A 20,099-nucleotide genomic window follows, 5' to 3' on the forward strand; every position below is an offset into this window, starting at 1 on the left:
GATACAAGGCCGCTTCCACAGGGATCGCATTCCCTTGTGCCAGCGCCGCCCTGTGGAAGCGGCCTTGTGTCGCGAAAGGGGCGCAACGCGCCCCCGGCAATCTCAGATCAAAGTCTCGATCCGCAGCGTATTAGTCGATCCCGGCTTGCCGAAAGGTACACCGGCCGTGATCAGCAGCGTGTCGCCACGGCTGGCCATGCCTTGCGCCTGGGCAATCTCCAGGGCGGTGGAAACCACCTCGTCGACCTGACGCAGGCGGTCGTTGACCACCGAATGCACACCCCAGGCCACGCTCAGTCGGCGTGCGGTGTTCAGGTTCGGCGTCAGGTTGAGGATCGGTGCCCGTGGCCGCTCACGTGCCGCGCGCAGGGTCGAGGCACCCGACTCGCTGTAGTTGACCAGCACCGCCACCGGCAGGATGCCGCTGATACGGCGGATGGCGCAGCTGATGGCATCCGACACGGTCGCTTCGGCCTTTGGCCGGCCGACGTCGAGCTGGGCCTGGTAGTCCGGGCCGTTCTCCACCTGGCGGATGATCTTGCTCATCATCTGCACGGCTTCGAGCGGGTAGTCACCCGAGGCGGTTTCGGCCGACAGCATCACTGCATCGGCACCTTCGGCCACAGCGTTTGCCACGTCGGTGACTTCGGCACGGGTTGGCGCTGGCGAGAAACGCATCGACTCGAGCATCTGCGTGGCCACCACAACCGGCTTGCCCAGCTGGCGGCAGGTGCCGATGATGCGCTTCTGGATCTGCGGCACGCTTTCGGCCGGCACTTCCACGCCCAGGTCACCACGGGCCACCATGATCGCGTCTGCCAGTTCGGCGATGGCTTGCAGTTGCTCCACCGCCGATGGCTTCTCGATCTTGGCCATCAGGTAGGCGCGGTCGCCAATCAGCTGGCGCGCTTCGACGATGTCTTCAGGGCGCTGCACGAACGACAGGGCTACCCAGTCCACACCCAGCTCCAGGCCAAAGGCCAGGTCGCGGCGGTCTTTTTCGGTAAGCGGGGAGAGGTCGAGCACCGCTTGCGGTACGTTGACGCCCTTGCGGTCGGAAAGCTCGCCACCGTTCAGCACCTCGGTGTCGATGGCGTCGCTGTGCTTGGCGGTAACGCGCAGACGCAGCTTGCCGTCGTCCAGCAGCAGGTCCATGCCGGGCTCAAGGGCGGCGATGATTTCGGGGTGCGGCAGGTTGACCCGGCGGCTGTCGCCCGGGGTTTTGTCCAGGTCCAGGCGCAGGGCCTGGCCGCGTTGCAACTGCACCTTGCCTTCGGCGAAGCGGCCAACGCGCAGCTTCGGCCCTTGCAGGTCCATGAGGATACCCAGCGGGTAGTTCAGTTGCTGCTCGACTTCGCGGATCCACTGGTAGCGCAGGGCGTGGTCGGCGTGCTCGCCATGGCTGAAGTTGAGGCGGAAGATGTTCACCCCGGCTTCGACCAGCTGGCGGATATCGTCGATGCCGTTGATCGCAGGGCCAAGGGTGGCGAGGATCTTTACTTTTTTATCTGGCGTCATGATTGGGCAGTCTCGAGGATCAGGATGGCGCGGAAGTCGTTGACGTTGGTGCGAGTCGGTTCGGTGACGATCAGCGCATCCAGCGCGGCGAAGTAGCCGTAGCCGTTGTTGTTGTCCAATTCGTCGCTGGCCGACAGGCCCAACGCTTCGGCGCGGTCGTAGCTGGCAGGGGTCATGAAGGCACCGGCGTTATCTTCCGAGCCATCGATGCCGTCGGTGTCACCGGCCAGGGCGTATACGCCCGGCAGGCCTTTCAGGCTTTCGGTGAGGCTGAGCAGGAACTCGGCGTTGCGCCCGCCACGGCCATTGCCGCGTACGGTCACGGTGGTTTCGCCACCCGACAGGATCACGCAGGGCGCCTTGAGCGGCTGGCCGTGCTGAACGATTTGTCGGGCGATACCGGCATGCACCTTGGCCACTTCGCGCGATTCGCCTTCGAGGTCGCCGAGGATCAGCGGGCTGAAACCGGCCTGACGGGCTTTGACGGCGGCGGCTTCGAGCGACTGCTGGGGTTTGGCGATCAACTGGAAGTGGCTGCGGGCCAAGGCCGGGTCGTCGGCCTTGACGGTTTCCGAGGCCGGGTTGTTCAGCCAGTCGATGACCGCTTTGGGCGCTTCGATGTTGTAGCGTTTGAGGATGGCCAGGGCGTCGGCCGAGGTGCTCGGGTCGGCCACTGTGGGGCCGGAGGCGATTACCGTAGCGAGGTCGCCCGGTACATCGGAAATGGCATAGGTGTAGACCGTGGCCGGCCAGCAGGCCTTGGCCAGGCGCCCGCCCTTGATCGCCGAGAGGTGCTTGCGCACGCAATTCATCTCGCCGATGGTGGCACCGGATTTCAGCAGCGCCTTGTTGATCTGCTGCTTGTCGGCCAAGGTCAGGCCTTCGGCAGGCAGGGCCAGCAGCGCCGAGCCACCGCCAGACAGCAGGAAGATTACGCGGTCGTCTTCGTTGAGGTTGCTGACCAGTTCCAGCACGCGCTTGGCCACCGCCAGGCCGGCAGCGTCCGGGACCGGGTGGGCGGCTTCGACCACCTCGATCTTCTGGCAGTTGGCGCCGTGGCCGTAACGGGTCACGACCAGGCCGGAGACTTCGCCCTGCCAGCTTTTCTCGACCACTTCGGCCATGGCGGCTGCGGCCTTGCCGGCGCCGATGACGATAACCCGGCCGCTGCGATCGGCGGGCAGGTAGGGTTCGAGGACTTGACGGGGGTGGGCGGCGGCGATGGCTGTGTCGAACAGCTCGCGGAGAAGTTTTTGCGGATCGACCGACATGGCAGGCTCCCAATTATTGTTGTTCTGCAGAATCAAAAACGCCCCTGGAACTGCCTCCGTGCAGGCCGAACCAGGGGCGGGTGTTGCTCGATGCCACCATTGGGCCTGTGGTCGCAGGTTCAACGGCGTTGGCTTCTTCGCGGGCAAGCCCGCTCCATGCACAGCTTTGAGCGATTGTGCGGTCTTTGTAGGAGCGGGTTTACCCGCGAAGAGGCCAGTGAAGGCTAAAAACGACTTATTTGTCGCCGCGGATCGAGAAGTTGGCCATGTGCTCCAGGCCTTTGATCAGCGCCGAGTGGTCCCAGTTGCCGCCGCCCAGGGCCTGGCAGGTGTTGAACACTTGCTGGGCATTGGAGGTATTGGGCAGGTTGATGCCCAGTTCCTTGGCGCCTTGCAGGGCCAGGTTCAGGTCCTTCTGGTGCAGGTTGATGCGGAAGCCTGGGTCGAAGGTGCCCTTGATCATGCGCTCGGCGTGCACTTCGAGGATTTTCGACGAGGCGAAGCCGCCCATCAGTGCTTCACGCACCTTGGCCGGGTCTGCACCGTTCTTGGCGGCGAACAGCAATGCTTCGCTGACGGCCTGGATGTTCAGGGCGACAATGATCTGGTTGGCGACCTTGGCGGTCTGGCCGTCACCGTTGCCACCGACGCGGGTGATGTTCTTGCCCATGGCTTCGAACAGCGGCAGGGTGCGCTCGAAGGCGTTCGGGCAGCCACCGACCATGATGCTCAGGGTCGCAGCCTTGGCACCGACTTCACCACCGGATACAGGAGCGTCCAGGTAGGCGGCACCGGTAGCCTTGATCTTCTCGGCGAAGGCTTTGGTGGCGGTTGGCGAGATCGAGCTCATGTCGATCACCACCTTGTTCGGGCCAACGCCTTCGGCCACGCCGTTTTCACCGAACAGGACGCTTTCGACCTGCGGGGTGTCGGGGACCATGACGATGATGAATTCGGCTTCCTGGGCAACCTCTTTCGGGTTGGCCAGGGCCACTGCACCGGCAGCGATCAGGTCGGCTGGCGCGGCGTCGTGGTGGGTGGAAATGAACAGGCTGTGACCTGCCTTCTGCAGGTTCTGGGCCATGGGCTTGCCCATGATGCCGGTGCCGATGAAACCGATTTTAGCCATGAGAGATTACCTCGTTGTATTTGTTGAATCTCGATGGAGCAGGCTGCACAGGCCCGTTGTTGGACACAGAATTCTGTGGGAGCGGGTTTACCCGCGAAAGCGGCAGTGAAGCCAACGTCGCATTCGCGGGTAAACCCGCTCCTACAGGGTCAGGCATGTGTCACAGGACCTCGATCAGCCTCAGATTGCGTTGTGGGTTTTCAGCCAGCCCAGGCCCGCTTCGGTAGTGGTCTTGGGCTTGTACTCCGCGCCCACCCAGCCCTGGTAGCCAATCCGGTCCAGGTGCTCGAACAGGAAGCGGTAGTTGATCTCGCCGGTACCTGGTTCGTTGCGGCCTGGGTTGTCGGCCAGCTGGATGTGGTTGATCACTTTCAGGTTGGCTTCCATGGTGCGAGCCAGGTCACCTTCCATGATCTGCATGTGGTAGATGTCGTACTGCAGGAACAGGTTGTCGCTGCCCACCTCGGCCTGGATTTCCAGCGCTTGTTGGGTGGTGTTCAGGTAGAAACCGGGGATATCGCGGGTGTTGATCATTTCCATGACCAGGCGAATGCCGGCGGCCTTGAGTTTGTCAGCGGCGTAGCGCAGGTTCTCGACAAAGGTCTTGCGCACGGTGGCGCAGTCCGGGCCTTGTGGGCGAATGCCGGCCAGAGCGTTGACCTGGGTGTTGCCCAGCACCTTGGCGTATTCGATGGCTTTGTCGACACCTGCGCGGAATTCTTCGATGCGGTCAGGGTGGCAGGTGATGCCGCGCTCACCTTTGGCCCAGTCGCCGGCCGGCAGGTTGAACAGCACCTGGGTCAGGCCGTTGGCCTCCAGCTGCTGCTTGATTTCAGCTGCGCTGAAGTCATAGGGGAAGAGGTATTCGACGCCGCTGAAGCCAGCGTCAGCGGCAGCCTTGAAGCGGGCCAGGAAGTCCTGTTCGGTGAACAGCATGGACAGGTTGGCAGCGAAGCGAGGCATGAGTTGTCTCCTTGCGATGAAGGCCCCCAGGGCGTGCCTGGGGGCGTCAGGCGATCAGTCCAGCAGCGAGATGGCGGTTGGCGCGTCGTTGCCGACCAGGGCCAGGTCTTCGAACTCGTTGACCGCGTTGATCTCGGTGCCCATGGAAATGTTGGTCACACGCTCGAGAATCACTTCAACCACCACCGGCACGCGGAACTCTTCGGCCATCTTCTGTGCCTTGATCAGGGCAGGGGCGATTTCTGCTGGCTCGAACACACGGATGGCCTTGCAACCCAGGCCTTCGACCACAGCGACGTGATCGACACCGTAGGTGGCAGCGTCGGTCGAGTTGATGTTCTCGAACGCCAGTTGTACACAGTAATCCATGTCGAAGCCACGCTGCGCCTGGCGGATCAGGCCCAGGTAGGCGTTGTTCACCAGTACGTGGACGTACGGCAGGTTGAACTGCGCACCTACCGCCAGTTCTTCGATCATGAACTGGAAGTCGTAGTCACCCGACAGCGCGACAACCTTGCGCTTCGGATCGGCTTTGACCACGCCCAGCGCGGCAGGGATGGTCCAGCCCAGCGGGCCGGCCTGGCCGCAGTTGATCCAGTGGCGAGGCTTGTACACATGCAGGAACTGTGCGCCGGCAATCTGCGACAGACCGATGGTGCTGACGTAGCAGGTGTCCTTGCCGAATACCTGGTTCATTTCTTCGTAGACGCGCTGCGGCTTGACCGGCACGTTGTCGAAGTGGGTCTTGCGCTGCAGGCTCGACTTGCGCTCCTGGCACTCTTCCAGCCAGGCCTTGCGGCACTTGAGCTTACCGGCGGCTTTCCACTCGCGGGCCACTTCCAGGAACACGTCCAGTGCCTTGCCAGCATCGGAAACAATGCCCAGGTCCGGGGTGAACACGCGGCCGATCTGGGTCGGTTCGATGTCGACGTGTACGAACTTGCGGCCTTCGGTGTAGACATCGACGGAACCGGTGTGGCGGTTGGCCCAGCGGTTACCGATACCGAATACCAGGTCGGACTTCAGCAGGGTTGCGTTGCCATAGCGGTGCGAGGTCTGCAGGCCGACCATACCAACCATCTGTGCGTGGTCGTCCGGGATGGTGCCCCAGCCCATCAGGGTCGGGATTACCGGTACGCCGGTCAGTTCGGCGAATTCGACCAGCTTGTCGCTGGCGTCGGCGTTGATGATGCCGCCACCGGCTACCAGCAGTGGGCGCTCGGCGTCATTGAGCAGGGCCAGGGCTTTTTCGGCCTGTACGCGAGTGGCGGACGGCTTGTGCACGGGCAGCGGTTCGTAGGCGTCGATGTCGAATTCGATTTCGGCCATCTGCACGTCGAACGGCAGGTCGATCAGCACCGGGCCTGGGCGGCCGGTACGCATTTCATAGAAGGCTTTCTGGAAGGCATAAGGCACCTGGCCTGGCTCCAGAACGGTGGTCGCCCACTTGGTCACTGGCTTGACGATGTTAGTGATGTCGACAGCCTGGAAGTCTTCCTTGTGCAGGCGGGCACGTGGCGCCTGGCCGGTGATGCACAGAATCGGGATGGAGTCGGCCGAGGCACTGTACAGGCCGGTGACCATGTCGGTGCCGGCAGGGCCGGACGTGCCGATGCACACACCGATGTTGCCCGGGTTGGCGCGGGTGTAGCCCTCGGCCATGTGCGAGGCACCTTCGACGTGACGAGCGAGGACGTGATCGATGCCACCGACTTTCTTCAGGGCCGAATACAACGGGTTGATGGCAGCCCCCGGGATGCCGAACGCGGTATCTACACCTTCACGGCGCATGACCAGAACGGCTGCATCGATTGCTCTCATTTTGCTCATGGTTTGTGCCTCATCGATTTTGTAATTGTATACAACTTGCTTTGCGACAGAGTGTATTCACGCCTGGCGGCTCAGGTCAATGGGTTTTCATCGACTAAGCTGGCTTTCGTCAGAGCGCCCGTGAAAACGAGGGTTTGCGCCATCGCATACGATCGTTTCAAAATATTGTATACAAAAATATCTCTCGTTGTGTTCTATTTGTTCGATCGGTTTTCAACTGCCCTCAGGGCTTCTCACAACAAGAAGAGGACCTTTCCATGAACGTTCTGAACCTGAAAGTCGCTGTCAGCCTGGTAAATGCCGCGCTGGTGGCGGGCCGCAAGATCAATGCCGCGCCGCTGACCGTGGCGGTGCTGGATGCCGGCGGGCACCTGCTGGCGCTGCAGCGTGAGGATGGCGCCAGCCTGATTCGTCCTGAAGTGGCCACTGGCAAAGCCTGGGGCGCGATTGCACTGGGCAAGGGGTCGCGCTTGCTGGCGCTGGATGCGCAGCAGCGGCCGGCTTTTTTTGCCGCGTTGAACGGCATGGGTGAGCGGCCGGTGGTGCCGGCGCCAGGTGGGGTGCTGATTCGTGATCAGGACGGCAAGGTGCTGGGCGCCGTGGGGATCAGCGGCGATACCTCGGATATCGACGAGCAATGCGCGATCAGTGCGATCGAGGAGGTGGGGTTGCGGGCAGATGCCGGGGTAGCGGCCTAAATCTCTATTGCCTGTTCTGGCCCATTCGCGGGCAAGCCCGCTCCCACAGTGACTCCACTACCTTCAGGCATGTGGTGATCCTGTGGGAGCGGGCTTGCCCGCGAATGTCCCTTCGGGATGGTTCAGGCTGCCTCAGGCTCACAACCTTTCAAGACCATACGAATGATGGTTTCGGCTGCCGCGTCATAATCACTGTCGGCCAGCTTGGCCTTGCCGGTCACCGCAGAAATCTGCCAGTCGAAGTCCGCATAGGTCTGGGTCGCCGCCCAGATGCTGAACATCAGGTGGTGCGCGTCCACATGGGCGATCTGCCCGCGGTCGATCCAGCGCTGGATGCACTCGATGTTGTGTCGGGCCTGCTCGTTCAACTGCTCTACCTGGTTCGCTGACAGGTGCGGCGCGCCATGCATGATCTCGCTGGCGAACACCTTGGACGCATGGGGCAGGTCACGCGAAATGCGAATTTTCGAACGAATGTACGCACTCAGCACTTCCTTCGGGTCGCCGTCTGCATTGAACGGCGTGGATGCCTGCATGATCGGCGCGATGATGCTTTCCAGGACCTCGCGGTAAAGGTTGTCCTTGGACTTGAAGTAGTAGTACACGTTCGGCTTGGGCAGGCCGGCCTTGGCCGCGATATCGCTGGTCTTGGTGGCGGCGAAGCCCTTGTCGGCGAATTCCTCGCTGGCCGCGCGCAGGATCAATTCCTTGTTGCGCTCGCGAATGGTGCTCATGGTCAGGGATCTTCCTCGTGTCTGGCCACCTCTAAGGGGATCGGGCATGGTAGCACCGGGTTCGACGGGCGCTCAAGGCAGCGACTTTCGGCTAGACTCCGGCACATTCATTTCACTGGAAACAGGTAAACATGGCAGGAAGCAGTCTACTGGTACTGATCGACGACATCGCCACGCTGCTGGATGACGTCTCGCTAATGACCAAAGTCGCGGCGAAGAAGACTGCGGGTGTGCTGGGTGACGACCTGGCACTGAATGCTCAGCAGGTCACCGGCGTGCGCGCCGATCGCGAGTTGCCGGTGGTGTGGGCGGTGGCCAAAGGCTCGCTGCTGAACAAGGCCATTCTGGTGCCGGCGGCCCTGCTGATCAGCGCCTTCATCCCGTGGGCAGTAACGCCACTGCTGATGCTGGGCGGTGCGTACCTGTGCTTCGAGGGTTTCGAGAAGCTGGCGCACAAGTTCTTGCACAGCAAGGAAGAGGATGAGGCACAGCACGCGGCGCGCAAGGAGGCCGTTGCCAATGCCAACGTTGATCTGGTGGCTTTTGAAAAAGCCAAGATCAAGGGGGCAGTGCGTACCGACTTCATTCTGTCGGCGGAAATCATCGCCATTACCTTGGGGATCGTGGCTGACTCGCCGCTGACCCAGCAGATCATCGTGCTGTCGGGCATTGCGGTGGTGATGACCATTGGTGTGTATGGGTTGGTAGGCGGGATCGTCAAGCTTGACGACCTTGGGCTGTGGATGGCCCGCAAAACCTCCAGGCTGACTCAGGCAGTGGGTAACGGCATCCTGCGGGCGGCGCCGTACATGATGAAAAGCCTGTCGGTGATTGGTACTGCGGCGATGTTCCTGGTTGGCGGTGGGATCCTGGTGCATGGCATCGAGCCGCTGCATCATGCCATCGAGGCATTCAGCGAAGGGCGTGGCGGGGCATTGACCGGTGCGTTGCTCAACGGCGGGGTCGGAGTCATCGCAGGTGCTGTGGTGCTGGCGGTGGTAAGCGTTGCGGGGAAATTGTGGCGGGCGGTTCGGCCAGCCAATTGAGGCGTGTGGCCGGGGCTTTGCCCCGGTTCGCGGGTGAACCCGCTCCTACAGGGGATTGCTTGTTTCTGCAGGAACGGGCTTGCCCGTGAGCACCGGCAACGCCGGTGCCATCGCCGTATTGCAGGTCTACTGTTCGGCCACCGCCCCTTCCTCCTGCGGCTTCCAGGCCAGCAACCCCTTGCTGAAATCGTTGGCAGCACTTTGGTAATAGGCAATCGCCCGGCGGATCAGCGGGTTGTCACTGTCTGCACTCATTTCCCGGCTGTTGCCCAGGGCATCCTGGTGCACCCGCATGCCGCCGCGTGGGCTGAGGATCGCCAGGTCCTTGCCGTCGAACAGCCCCAGATGCTGGTAGTTGCCGATCAGTACCCGGGGTGGCAACTGGTTATCGCGCAGCAGGTCTCGGCCGAAGAAGGTCGAGGTATAGCTCAGGTTGAGCAGGCCGAGCAGGGTGGGTGCCAGGTCGATCTGGCTTGCCAGTTGCGCATCCTCGCGCGGGGCGATCAGCTTGGGTGCATAGATCCACAGCGGAATCTGGTAATTGCGCACCGGCAGGTCTTCCACCCCGGCGCTACCGGCGGTGTGGTCGGCGACAAACACGAACAGGGTATTGTCGAACCATGGCTTGTCCTTGGCTTCCTGCAGGAACTGCGCAATGGCATGGTCGGTGTATTTCACCGCACCTTCGCGGCCATCGCCCGAAGGTATGTCGATGCGGCCGTCCGGGTAGGTGTAGGGGCGGTGGTTGGAGGTGGTCATCAACTGCAGGAAGAACGGCTGCTGCCTGGCGTGCCCGGCATCGGCCAGCTTAAGGGTCTGCCGGTACAGGTCCTCGTCGGCCATGCCCCAGGCGTTCTTGAAGCTGATTTCGTTCTCGGGGACGCTGCTCTGGTCGACGATGCGGTAGCCGTTGCCGCTGAAGAAGGCGTTCATATTGTCGAAGTAGCCGCGCCCGCCATAGACGAACACTGCGTCATAGCCGACAGCCTTCAACTGCTGACCAAGGCTGGCATAGCCGCTTTCGCGGCCGATGCGCTTGACGATCGAGCGGCCGGGGGTAGGGGGGATCGATAGGGTGATGGCTTCCAGGCCCCGATCGGTACGGGTACCGGTGGCATAGAAGTTGTTGAAGTACAGGCTCTGCGTGCGCAGTGCGTCCAGGTTGGGCGTGAGGTTACGCGGGTCGCCGTTGCTGCCCATGTACTTGGCGCTGAAGCTCTCGATGGTGACCAGGATGATGTTGGGCTTGCGTGGTGCGCCGCTGGCGTTGATATGACGGCGAATGTCCTCAGGTTCGCTGGCTTTGAACTGCGTGTTGGGCTCGGCCAGCTCTTGATGCATCTGTGCTCCGACTTCGCTGGCGTTGAGGCTGGCGTAGAACTGGGTGTAGTCCAGCTCGTTGTTCCGGAACGCGGCAAAGAACTGGTACGGGCCGTTGCTGGCCAGTTCGCGCTGATACGCGTTACCGCCCTGCCCGCGGGGGAACTGCTGGTCAACCAGGAGTATGCTGAGCCCGCTCAGCACTGCCAGCAGCGCAAGGCCGCCGAGGCGCTGGCGCAGGTTGGCGCTGGGTGCAGCGAGTGTACGTGCGAGCGGTTTGCGCAAAATCAGCGCGAGTAGCACGGCAACCAAGGCAATGCTACCCAGCAGGGTCGGCAGGGGGTACGACTCGCGTATGTTGTCCAGCACTTCTTTGGAATAGATCAGGTAGTCGACGGCGATGAAGTTGAAGCGCACACCGAATTCGTCCCAGAACAGCCACTCGGCCACGGCGACGAACAGCATCACGAACAGGCTGACGACGAGTGCGCCGCCCATCAGCCTGCGATGTAAGGCCGTACGCCACAGTGTGGCCGGGCATATCGCCAGGTACAGCCCCAGCGGCAGTGCGGCGTAAATGAGAAAGCTCAGATCGTACAAGGCACCACTCAAGAATAATGAGAAGTAGTCGCCATGTACTTCATCAAGATGGGTAACCAGCAATACCAGACGGGTCAGCAGGAAGATGCCGAACCAGAGTGAGCAAACTAGCATAAGATACCGCCACGGGGCGGCGAGGTGGGTGCGCATTAAGTAGGCCTGTTTTCTTTTTGGAATGGTGCGAAGAAAAGCAGATTAGTTCAGGCTATGCAAAAAAAATGTCAAAAGTTTGAGCGGTGGCCATGAGGCGTTCTGCGCGTGGCCAGCAGACGCCACCACAGGGCTGCGTCGCCGCTGCCAGGCAAAACGTCGCGCCAGTGGATAAATGCCTGTGAGCGTGTAAGTTAAAGCTGATTTTTTTACTGCGTAACAGCGCCGCTACATAACGGCGCTGTTAACTTTTCAGTGCGTCAGAAGTGCACTTTCACCAAGAAACTCATGGTGTTCTGGTCGGTTGTAAAGGCATCGCTGTCCTTGATGCCGTACTTGTTCTTCCAGTAGTCGTACTCCACACCCACATACAGCTGCTTTTCGCCCAGGTGCAACGCCTTGCCCAGGTCGTACTTGATCTGCGGGTTGAAGTGCAGGTTGGCCTGGTAGGTGCCGCGGCGGTTCTCGTCGTTGTCCACCACCCAGTCCATGAAGCCGTCGATCAGCACGTCGGAATCGCCGACCGGAATGGTGTACGACCACACCGGGGTGATCTGCCACACGTTGTCGCCAGCGCGGCTGCCGTCGGTGGTGCGGTTGTAGAAGTTCAGCTGGAAGTAGTCGAAGCCCGGAATGGCCAGGTCGAAGCCCGGGCCGATCAGGTAAGACTCGGTGTCACCCTCGCCAAACTCGTAGGTCATCGCCAGCAGCACGTCCTTGACCGGGCCGAATTCCAGTTTCTGATCGAAGATCTTGCCGAACGACAGGCGTGGGCTGAACTCGCCATAGTAGGTGTTGGGGCCGTTGCTGGCGTCCTTCTTGCCTTGGTAGAAGATCTTGTCGACGAAGAAGAAGTTATCGCCGTACTTCCACGCGTCGGCGTGCTCGAAGGTGAATGTTTGCTGGGTCTCGGGGTTGACCTTGAAGTTCTTGCCCCACAGGTAGGTCAGGCTGTTGTTCTGCCATTGCAGCAGGTCGCCGCCGAAGGTGGTGCCGCAGGCCAGCAGGCCGCCGGCGAGGATCAGGCTCTTGATAGTACGCATTGCGAGTGTCGCTCCCTTGATTGATCTGTTGTCAGCGCTCGTTGTCGGCGCTTTTTTGTCTTTTGAGTCAGCTTTTTTCGATAGGCCACAGCTGTTTGGCAAGGGTTGGGCCAACTTTTCCGGGTTGGCAAAACCTTCCTGCTCGACTTCGTTCTGAACGGATGAAAAGGGTCTTTCAGGCTGGCAACACGTTGGCCAACCGCCCGAATTCATTGACTGAGCGGTCAGTAAACGCAGGCAGAATCCGTTCTGCCCTGATCGAGGGGGCGCGCAGATTACTGGCTTGCGCGCCGCGCCTCAAGTGCTCCGTCCTGGAGCGGGGTGGATCAAACCTGTGCGTTTGGTCAGCTTATCAGAAGTGGACCTTGACCAGCGCGCTGGCGACGCTCTGGTTACTTTCCAGGTTGCCGCGGCTGTCAATGCCGTACTTGTCTTTCCAGTAGCTGTATTCAAAGCCGACGTAGAGCTGCTTGGCGCCCAGGTTCAGCGCCTTGCCCAGGTCGTATTTGACCTGCGGGTTGAAGTGCAGGTTGGCGTGATAGGTGCCACGGCGGGTCTGGTCGTTGTCGGTAACCCAGTCCATGTAACCGTCGATCAGAATGTCTGACCGCCCCACGGGGATGGTGTACGACCAGCCGGGGGTAATCTGCCAGACGTTGTCACCGGGGCGGCTGCCTTCGGTGTTACGCACGTAGAAATTGAGGGTGAAATAGTTGAAGCCGGGGATGTTCAAGTCGAAGCCGGGGCCGATCAGGTAGGCCTCGTTGTCACCTTCACCGCGCTCGTAGGTCATGGCCAGCAGCACGTCCTTGATCGGGCCGAAGGCAAGCTTGCGGTCGAAGATCTTGCCCAATGACAGGCGTGGGCTGAACTCGCCGTAGTAAGTGGTCACACCTTTGCCGGGGTCGGCCTTGCCGTTGTAGAAGATCTTGTCGACGAACATGAAGGTGTCGCCGTACTTCCATTTGTTGGCGTGCTCGAAGGTGATGGTCTGCTGGATATCAGGGTTGACCTTGAAGTCCTTGCCGTACAGGTAGGTCAGGCTTTCGCCGTGCCATTGCAGCCATTCGCCTGCGTGCGAGGGTAGGGTGGCCAGCAGGCTGCTGCCCAACAACAGGGACGTGGTGATGCGCTTCATGTTGTGATTCCCGGACTTATTGTTTTTGTTGGCGTTTTTTTGGCGCGCAGGCGCCCCGGGCGACCCATTCCGGCGGGTCGACGGCGTAGCGGTTACTGCAGAGGTGAATGAGGGGCGGCAAAGCACCGCCCCCCCCTTGGCTCAATGCTGGTGACAGACGTCGTTGTGCATTGCGCGGTCGGCACCGCCAAGGATGTTGAACAGTACGTTCAACACCAGGGCACTGACCGTGGCCATGGCGATACCGCTGTGGGTGATGGGTTCCATCCACTGTGGCATCTGGGCAAAGAACTCCGGACGCACCACGGGGATCAACCCGAAGCCGACGCTCACGGCAACCAACAGCTGGTTGCGGCGGTCGCCGATGTCCGCCTCCTGAAGAATCTTGATCCCGGTGGCAGTGACCATGCCGAACATGGCGATGGACGCGCCGCCCAGTACCGCAGGCGGGATCGAGGCAATCAGGAAGGCCGCCTTGGGCAGCAGGCTGAGCAGGATCAGCAGTGCACCGGCCACGATGGTGACATAGCGGCAGCGCACCCCGGTCATTTGCACCAGGCCGATGTTCTGGGCGAACGAGGAGTGGGTGAAGGTGTTGAAGAAGCCCGCAATGAACGACGCACCGGCATCGCACAGCAGGCCGCGACGCAGCATGCCAGGGGTTACTTCACGATCAGTCACCTTGCCCAAGGCCAGGAACATGCCGGTGGACTCGACGAAGATAATCACCACTACCAGGCACATGGACAGGATCGGCGCCAGGCTGAAGGTCGGCATGCCGAAGTGCAGCGGGGTGACCACCTGCAACCACGGTGCTTCATTCAGGCCCGACAGGTCGACCATGCCGATGGAGCCGGCCAGGATGTAGCCAAGGCCCATGCCCACCAGTACCGACACATTGACCCAGAAACCGCGCATGAAGCGGTTGATCAGCAGGATCACGGCCAGTACCAGGCCGGCCACCAGCAGGTAGATCGGCGAGCCGAACGTTTGAGCGTCCTGGCCGCCACCGGCCCAGTTGACTGCCACCGGGAACAGCGACAGGCCAATCGAGGTGATCACCGTACCAGTGACCAACGGTGGGAAGAAGCGGACAACCTTGGACATGAACGGCGCGATCAACATGCCGAAGAACCCGGCAGCGATGGTCGCACCGAAGATCCCCTGCAGGCCCACACCGGGCATGCCGGCCATGGCCACCATGCTGCCGACGGCGGCGAAACTGGCACCCATCATCACCGGCATGCGGATGCCCACCGGGCCGATACCGAATGACTGGATGATGGTAGCGACGCCAGCGACCAGCAGGTCGGCGTTGATCAGGAAAGCGACTTCTTCACGGGACAACCCGGCGGCCTGGCCGATGATCAACGGCACGGCGATCGCGCCACCGTACATCAGCAGAACGTGTTGCAGGCCAACCAGGAACAGTTGGAACAGGGGCAAGGGTTCTCGCGGCGGCGCAATGGGGATATACGCCTTGCGTGACTCGGACATGCAGCACCTCGAGTTTTGTTTTTATTCTCGGATCCAAGCGGCAGGCTTCATGCCTGCGCGCTCGATGCTTGCTTGTTGCGTAACACATGGAGCTTGAGGCTAGGGCTACCGGCCTCTTCGCGGGCAAGCCCGCTCCTACAAGGGATGTGCAATCCCCCGATTTGCGGGTCAGCCCGCTCCTACAGGGAATGGTGATTCCCTGAGGGCGGGTTGCCTGGCGAGGTGCTGTCAGTTGACCTGGGCGCCTTTGGCGATCCAGTCGCCGACGAGCTTGCGCTCTTCGGTGGTCATCTGGGTGATGTTGCCCAGCGGCATGATCTGGCTGGCAACCGCTTGCGCCTGAATGCGCGCGGCCTGGGCCTGGATCTGCTGCGGAGTGTCGAACATCACGCCGGCAGGAGCGGCGCTGAACAGTGGGCTGGTCGGCTTGGACGAGTGGCACACTGTGCAGCGTTCCTGGATGACATTGTGGATCTTGTCGAAGTCGCCACCGGCCTGGGCAGCGGCCTGGGCGGGAGCTTGTGCTGGTGCGGCGGGTGCTTCGGCAGCCTTTGCAGCGTCCTCGGCGCGCTGCTCTGCAGCAGTCTTGCCGCCTACGGCAGTTGCCGGCAGCGGTTGGTACTCGATCTTCGCTGCTGCTTGCTCAGGGCTTACGGCCATCGGTTTCGGGCCGGTAACGTAGGCCAGGCAGATCATCGCCAGGGCGCCGACGGGCAGGGTCCAGGCGTACTTGTTGCTGTCGTGGCGGGTGTTGAAGTAGTGGCGGATCAGAACCGCGGCTACTGCGATACCGGCCAGGATCAGCCAGTTGTACTGGCTACCGTAGGTGCTCGGGAAATGGTTGCTGATCATGATGAACAGCACCGGCAGGGTGAAGTAGTTGTTGTGACGCGAGCGCAGCAGGCCCTTGGCCGGCAGTACCGGGTCGGGCGTCTGGTTGTTCTCGATCGCCGCCACCAGCTGGCGTTGGGCCGGCATGATGATGCGGAACACGTTACCGACCATGATGGTGCCGATGATCGCGCCGGTGTGCAGGTAGGCGCCACGGCCGCTGAACACCAGGCTGAAGCCCCAGCAGGCTGCGATGATCAGCACGAACAGCACACCACCGAGCAGCGCTGGCTTCTTGCCCAGGGGCGAGTCGCACAGGAAATCGTAGATGAACCAGCCAGCGATCAGCGAACCGATACCGATGGCCACGCCTTCGGCACCGCTCAGGGTGCTGCCAGGCGCCAGCAGGTACAGGGTCGGGTTCCAGTAGAACACCACGCACAGCAGGGCGATACCGGACATCCAGGTGAAGTAGGCTTCCCATTTGAACCAGTGCAGGTTCTCGGGCATTTTCGGGGGGGCGAGCTTGTATTTCTCCAGGTGGTAGATACCACCGCCGTGAATCGCCCAGAGATCACCCGACAACCCATCGCGCGGGTTGCTTCGGTTCAGGTGGTTCTCCAGCCAGACGAAGTAGAACGATGCACCGATCCAGGCGACGCCGGTGATCATGTGAACCCAGCGAATGCTCAGGTTCAGCCATTCGTGAAGGTGTGCTTCCACAGTATGTACCTCTGCCAGTCACCGAGAAGATGACTGACCTTTTCTTATTGGTGGGGATTGAGGATCAGCATCTGTTCCTCGGTGAAGTAATGCTCATCGCAGTTGTTGCCAGAACCACTGCGATCAACCACCAGGAAATCATCCCGCTTTTCGATCGTCAGCACCGGGTGGTGCCAGACGCCGCGATGGTAATTAACGCCCTGCCTGCCATTACTGCGGAAGGCTCGGACCAAGCCTGATACAGGTGCATCGCCAACGGGCGCGACCACGATCAGAAAGGGGTTGCCGAGCAGCGGGATGAAAGCCTGGCTGCCCAGCGGATGGCGTTCCAGCATGCGCACGGTCAGCGGCATGTCCTGCGCGTCGGCGCGGAAGATGCTGATGATCGCCTTGTCTTCAGGCTCGGCGGTTTCGACCGTGGCGAGCTTGTGAAAGCGCATGGTCGAGCCGTTGTTGATCATGAAGTGGTCGCTGCCGTCGGTTTCGATCACGTCTCCGAACTGGGCGAAGGCTTCTTTGGTCAAGGGCTCGATCATCAGGGTGCGCATGCGGTTATCTCTTCTATTGTTCGTTTTCTGAATAAGGTTCGGCTGTTGCTTACAGCTGCAGCAGGCGGAACAGGGCGATCTGGTTGATCTGCGTCAGGGCTTCCTTGAATTCGGCATTGGCATCGTTGTGGATGCGCTTTTCAAAGGCGGCGAGAATCTGGTGCCGGTTGCTGCCCTTCACCGCCATGATGAACGGGAACTGGAACTTGGCTTTGTAGGCATCGTTCAGCTCGGTGAAGCGGGCGAACTCCTCGGCGGTGCACTGGTGAATGCCGGCGCCGGCCTGTTCGTTGGTGCTCGATTCAGTCAGCTCACCCTGGATGGCTGCCTTGCCGGCCAGGTCCGGGTGAGCGTTGATCAGCGCCAGCTGGTCGGCGTGGTTGGCGCTGAGCAGGATGTCGCTCATGCGCTGGTGCAGTGCCTCGATCTCGTCCAGCTCGCCCAGTTGGCCCAGGTCATAGGCTTTTTCGGCAACCCACGGCGAGTGCTCGTAGATATCGGCGAAGGCCTTGACGAAGGCGTCACGGTCCAGGGCGGATGGTTTGAGGGTATTGAAGGCGGTCATCAGGCGTTCTCTTTCTTGTACGGGTGGGTGGTGTGCCAGTGGCGGGCGATATCCACGCGACGGGCGAACCAGACCTGGTCATGACTTTTTGCGTAATCGACGAAGCGCTTGAGTGCTGCCAGGCGTGCCGGGCGGCCGACCAGGCGGCAGTGCAGGCCGATGGAAAGCATTTTCGGTGCTTCGGCGCCTTCGGCGTACAGCACATCAAAGGCGTCTTTCAGGTACTGGAAGAACTGCTCGCCGCAGTTGAAGCCCTGTACCTGGGTGAAGCGCATGTCGTTGGTGTCCAGGGTGTAGGGGATCACCAGGTGCGGCTTGCCAGTGGGGTTGTTCGGCTCCCAGTAGGGCAGGTCGTCGTCGTAGGTGTCACTGTCATAGAGGAAGCCACCTTCCTCCATCACCAGGCGGCGGGTGTTCGGGCCGGTACGGCCGGTGTACCAGCCCAGAGGGCGTTCGCCAGTGAGTTCGGTGAGGATACGGATGGCTTCGAGCATGTGCTCGCGCTCCTGGGCCTCGTCCATGTTCTGGTAGTCGATCCAGCGGTAGCCGTGGCTGCAGATCTCGTGGCCGGCTTCGACCATGGCGCGGATCACGTCGGGGTGGCGCTGGGCGGCCATGGCCACGGCGAAGATGGTGAGTGGCACACCGCTGTCCTTGAACAGCTTCAGCAGGCGCCACACACCGGCACGGCTGCCGTATTCATACAGCGACTCCATGCTCATGTTGCGCTGGCCCTGCAGTGGCTGGGCAGCGACCATCTCGGACAGGAAGGCTTCGGATTCCTTGTCACCGTGCAGGATGTTGCGCTCGCCACCTTCTTCGTAATTGAGGACGAAAGACAGCGCAATGCGGGCGTTACCCGGCCATTGCGGGTGAGGAGGGTTGTTGCCGTAACCGATCAGGTCGCGAGGGTAATCAGCGCTCACTGCAGTCTTCCTTCTTGTGCGTTAGTGCGGGGGGTGGGCGGGCCGCGTCGGTATGTCGCACCACCGGATGGGCTGATTGTATACAACTTCTGAAATCTTTTGTAAGCCTGTTTTTCCGCATTTCTTCCCTTTTGTCGCCTGACAGCGACCTGAAAATACAGTGCAAGAAACCTGCCTGTTTGGTCAGCTAATGAAGTTGGCATCGTTATGGTGCGTGTATTTGCGACCGATGGGTCGTTTATGGGCAGCAAATGGAGGGTGTGACAGAGGGGAATAAAAAATTGTGTACAATCCTTGGATGGAATGTCTTAATAACGTCATTCCCGCCTGCCGCAGGCGCTAAGCTGGTGCGATGGCTGAGTATTTTTTGCCCACAGATTGAACAAGAGGCGACACGCAATGGGACGTTTGACCACACACGTACTGGATGCCGCGCATGGCTGCCCGGGTAGCTCGATCAAGGTCGAGCTGTACCGCGTCGAAGGCCAGCAGCTGGAACTGGTGAACACTGCCCTGACCAACAGCGATGGCCGCGTCGACGCGCCGCTGCTGCAGGGGGACGATTACCGCACTGGCGTTTACCAGTTGCAGTTCAGCGCTGGGGATTACTACCGCGCCCGTGGCGTGCAATTGCCGGCCCAGGCGTTTCTGGATGTTGTCGTGCTGCGCTTTGGCATCGACGAGTCGCAGGAGCACTACCACGTGCCGCTGCTGATTTCGCCGTATAGCTATTCGACCTATCGTGGAAGCTAGTTGGTCGCTAGAAGAATCTTCGTAGGTCCTTTGGCCCGCTCTCACACTGGCGGGCTTTTTTTCGTCTGCTGTTTTTTGCGTTGCCTGTGCCGGCCTCTTCGCGGGTGAACCCGCTCCTACGGCGGGCTGTATCCAACTGTCCACCATCGTTGTAGGAGCGGGTTTACCCGCGAATACGGTGGTGGTAGCAACGGTGAACGGCGGGTGGAGATTGGCCAGCAGGGCCGGCCTCTTCGCGGGTGAACCCGCTCCTACGGCGGGCTGTATCCAACTGTCCACCACCGTTGTAGGAGCGGGTTTACCCGCGAATACGTTGGTGGCGGCAACGGTGAACGGCGGGTGGAGATTGGCCAGCAGGGCCGGCCTCTTCGCGGGTGAACCCGCTCCTACGACGGGCTGTATCCAACTGTCCACCCCGTGATAGGAGCGGGTTTACCCGCGAATACGGTGGCGGCAGCAACGGTGAACGGCGGGTGGAGATTGGCCAGCAGGGCCGGCCTCTTCGCGGGTGAACCCGCGAATACGGCGGGCTGTGTCCAACTGTCCACCACCGTTTTAGGAGCGGGTTTACCCGCGAATACGGTGGCGGCAGCAACGGTGAACGGCGGGTGGGGATTGGCCAGCAGGGCCGGCCTCTTCGCGGGTGAACCCGCTCCTACAGCGGGCTGTATCCAACTGTCCACCATCGTTGTAATCAATGGACTCGCCCCCGCCGAGGCATCACAGTGCCACGGTGGTGTTCGAAGAAGCCAACGGCAGCGAGGGCGAGACCATGAAAAAGCATAGTTCGAAACACGATTCCCTGTCTTCCACTGA

17 protein-coding genes are annotated in these 20,099 nt (G+C 61.2%); 3 read left to right on the forward strand and 14 right to left on the reverse strand.

Annotation, left to right across the window (positions count from 1 at the left end):
- Window positions 1–102: 102 nt before the first annotated feature.
- The 5 genes from pyk to gcl all read right to left on the reverse strand — a co-directional run bounded on the left by pyk (window position 103) and on the right by gcl (window position 6,711).
- Complete coding sequence (gene pyk, locus INQ47_RS22385) at window positions 103–1,518, reverse strand: pyruvate kinase (protein WP_103462235.1); 1,416 nt, start codon at window positions 1,516–1,518, stop codon at window positions 103–105.
- Entirely contained in the window at window positions 1,515–2,789 is a 1,275-nt protein-coding gene (locus INQ47_RS22390; RefSeq protein ID WP_021783004.1) for a glycerate kinase, read from the reverse strand. The genes pyk and INQ47_RS22390 overlap by 4 nt, the downstream gene beginning before the upstream one ends.
- A gap of 235 nt (window positions 2,790–3,024) precedes the next feature.
- Window positions 3,025–3,918 (reverse strand): 2-hydroxy-3-oxopropionate reductase, encoded by an 894-nt coding sequence (locus INQ47_RS22395; protein WP_021783005.1) that lies wholly within the window; start codon window positions 3,916–3,918, stop codon window positions 3,025–3,027.
- Between the two features lie 180 nt (window positions 3,919–4,098).
- Window positions 4,099–4,881: a hydroxypyruvate isomerase gene (gene hyi, locus INQ47_RS22400; protein ID WP_021783006.1), complete on the reverse strand. Its 783-nt coding sequence runs from the start codon at window positions 4,879–4,881 to the stop codon at window positions 4,099–4,101.
- A 54-nt stretch (window positions 4,882–4,935) separates the two neighbouring features.
- Window positions 4,936–6,711: a glyoxylate carboligase gene (gene gcl, locus INQ47_RS22405; RefSeq protein WP_010955038.1), complete on the reverse strand. Its 1,776-nt coding sequence runs from the start codon at window positions 6,709–6,711 to the stop codon at window positions 4,936–4,938.
- Window positions 6,712–6,968: 257 nt separating this feature from the next.
- Here gcl and INQ47_RS22410 point away from each other — a divergent pair, with 257 nt between their 5' ends.
- The gene (locus INQ47_RS22410) at window positions 6,969–7,409 is read left to right on the forward strand and encodes a heme-binding protein (RefSeq protein WP_010955037.1); all 441 of its coding nucleotides are present in this window, start codon (window positions 6,969–6,971) and stop codon (window positions 7,407–7,409) included.
- Between the two features lie 122 nt (window positions 7,410–7,531).
- On the opposite strand, the gene INQ47_RS22415 is transcribed toward INQ47_RS22410, so the two are convergent.
- Window positions 7,532–8,143, reverse strand: a complete 612-nt coding sequence (locus INQ47_RS22415; protein ID WP_266032515.1) for a TetR/AcrR family transcriptional regulator — start codon at window positions 8,141–8,143, stop codon at window positions 7,532–7,534.
- Between the two features lie 131 nt (window positions 8,144–8,274).
- Here INQ47_RS22415 and INQ47_RS22420 point away from each other — a divergent pair, with 131 nt between their 5' ends.
- Complete coding sequence (locus tag INQ47_RS22420) at window positions 8,275–9,189, forward strand: DUF808 domain-containing protein (RefSeq protein ID WP_404702608.1); 915 nt, start codon at window positions 8,275–8,277, stop codon at window positions 9,187–9,189.
- Window positions 9,190–9,315: 126 nt separating this feature from the next.
- Here the strand turns inward: INQ47_RS22420 and INQ47_RS22425 are convergent, their stop codons facing one another.
- From INQ47_RS22425 to puuE, 8 genes are all read right to left on the reverse strand, one after another.
- A complete protein-coding gene (locus INQ47_RS22425) occupies window positions 9,316–11,223 on the reverse strand; it encodes an LTA synthase family protein (RefSeq protein ID WP_404702609.1) in 1,908 nt (635 codons plus the stop codon).
- Window positions 11,224–11,519: 296 nt separating this feature from the next.
- Complete coding sequence (locus INQ47_RS22430; RefSeq protein WP_021783010.1) at window positions 11,520–12,302, reverse strand: outer membrane protein OmpK; 783 nt, start codon at window positions 12,300–12,302, stop codon at window positions 11,520–11,522.
- Between the two features lie 352 nt (window positions 12,303–12,654).
- A complete protein-coding gene (locus INQ47_RS22435) occupies window positions 12,655–13,440 on the reverse strand; it encodes an outer membrane protein OmpK (RefSeq protein WP_021783011.1) in 786 nt (261 codons plus the stop codon).
- A 141-nt stretch (window positions 13,441–13,581) separates the two neighbouring features.
- Entirely contained in the window at window positions 13,582–14,937 is a 1,356-nt protein-coding gene (locus INQ47_RS22440; protein ID WP_021783012.1) for a nucleobase:cation symporter-2 family protein, read from the reverse strand.
- 228 nt (window positions 14,938–15,165) lie between these two features.
- Window positions 15,166–16,491 carry a urate hydroxylase PuuD gene (locus tag INQ47_RS22445; RefSeq protein WP_252458786.1) on the reverse strand — a complete coding sequence of 442 codons (1,326 nt, stop codon included), beginning with the start codon at window positions 16,489–16,491 and terminating at the stop codon, window positions 15,166–15,168.
- Window positions 16,492–16,535: 44 nt separating this feature from the next.
- Window positions 16,536–17,039, reverse strand: a complete 504-nt coding sequence (locus tag INQ47_RS22450; protein ID WP_003254333.1) for an ureidoglycolate lyase — start codon at window positions 17,037–17,039, stop codon at window positions 16,536–16,538.
- A 49-nt stretch (window positions 17,040–17,088) separates the two neighbouring features.
- Window positions 17,089–17,604 carry a 2-oxo-4-hydroxy-4-carboxy-5-ureidoimidazoline decarboxylase gene (gene uraD, locus INQ47_RS22455; RefSeq protein ID WP_103462239.1) on the reverse strand — a complete coding sequence of 172 codons (516 nt, stop codon included), beginning with the start codon at window positions 17,602–17,604 and terminating at the stop codon, window positions 17,089–17,091.
- Window positions 17,604–18,530: an allantoinase PuuE gene (puuE, locus tag INQ47_RS22460; RefSeq protein ID WP_021783015.1), complete on the reverse strand. Its 927-nt coding sequence runs from the start codon at window positions 18,528–18,530 to the stop codon at window positions 17,604–17,606. The genes uraD and puuE overlap by 1 nt, the downstream gene beginning before the upstream one ends.
- Before the next feature lie 399 nt (window positions 18,531–18,929).
- Here puuE and uraH point away from each other — a divergent pair, with 399 nt between their 5' ends.
- The gene (gene uraH, locus INQ47_RS22465) at window positions 18,930–19,283 is read left to right on the forward strand and encodes a hydroxyisourate hydrolase (RefSeq protein WP_003254328.1); all 354 of its coding nucleotides are present in this window, start codon (window positions 18,930–18,932) and stop codon (window positions 19,281–19,283) included.
- The last annotated feature ends 816 nt before the right edge of the window (window positions 19,284–20,099 follow it).

Origin of the sequence: Pseudomonas sp. 3HC3, from assembly GCF_044904505.1 — a bacterium.
In the GTDB taxonomy this organism is placed as follows: Bacteria; Pseudomonadota; Gammaproteobacteria; order Pseudomonadales; family Pseudomonadaceae; genus Aquipseudomonas; species Aquipseudomonas putida_Y.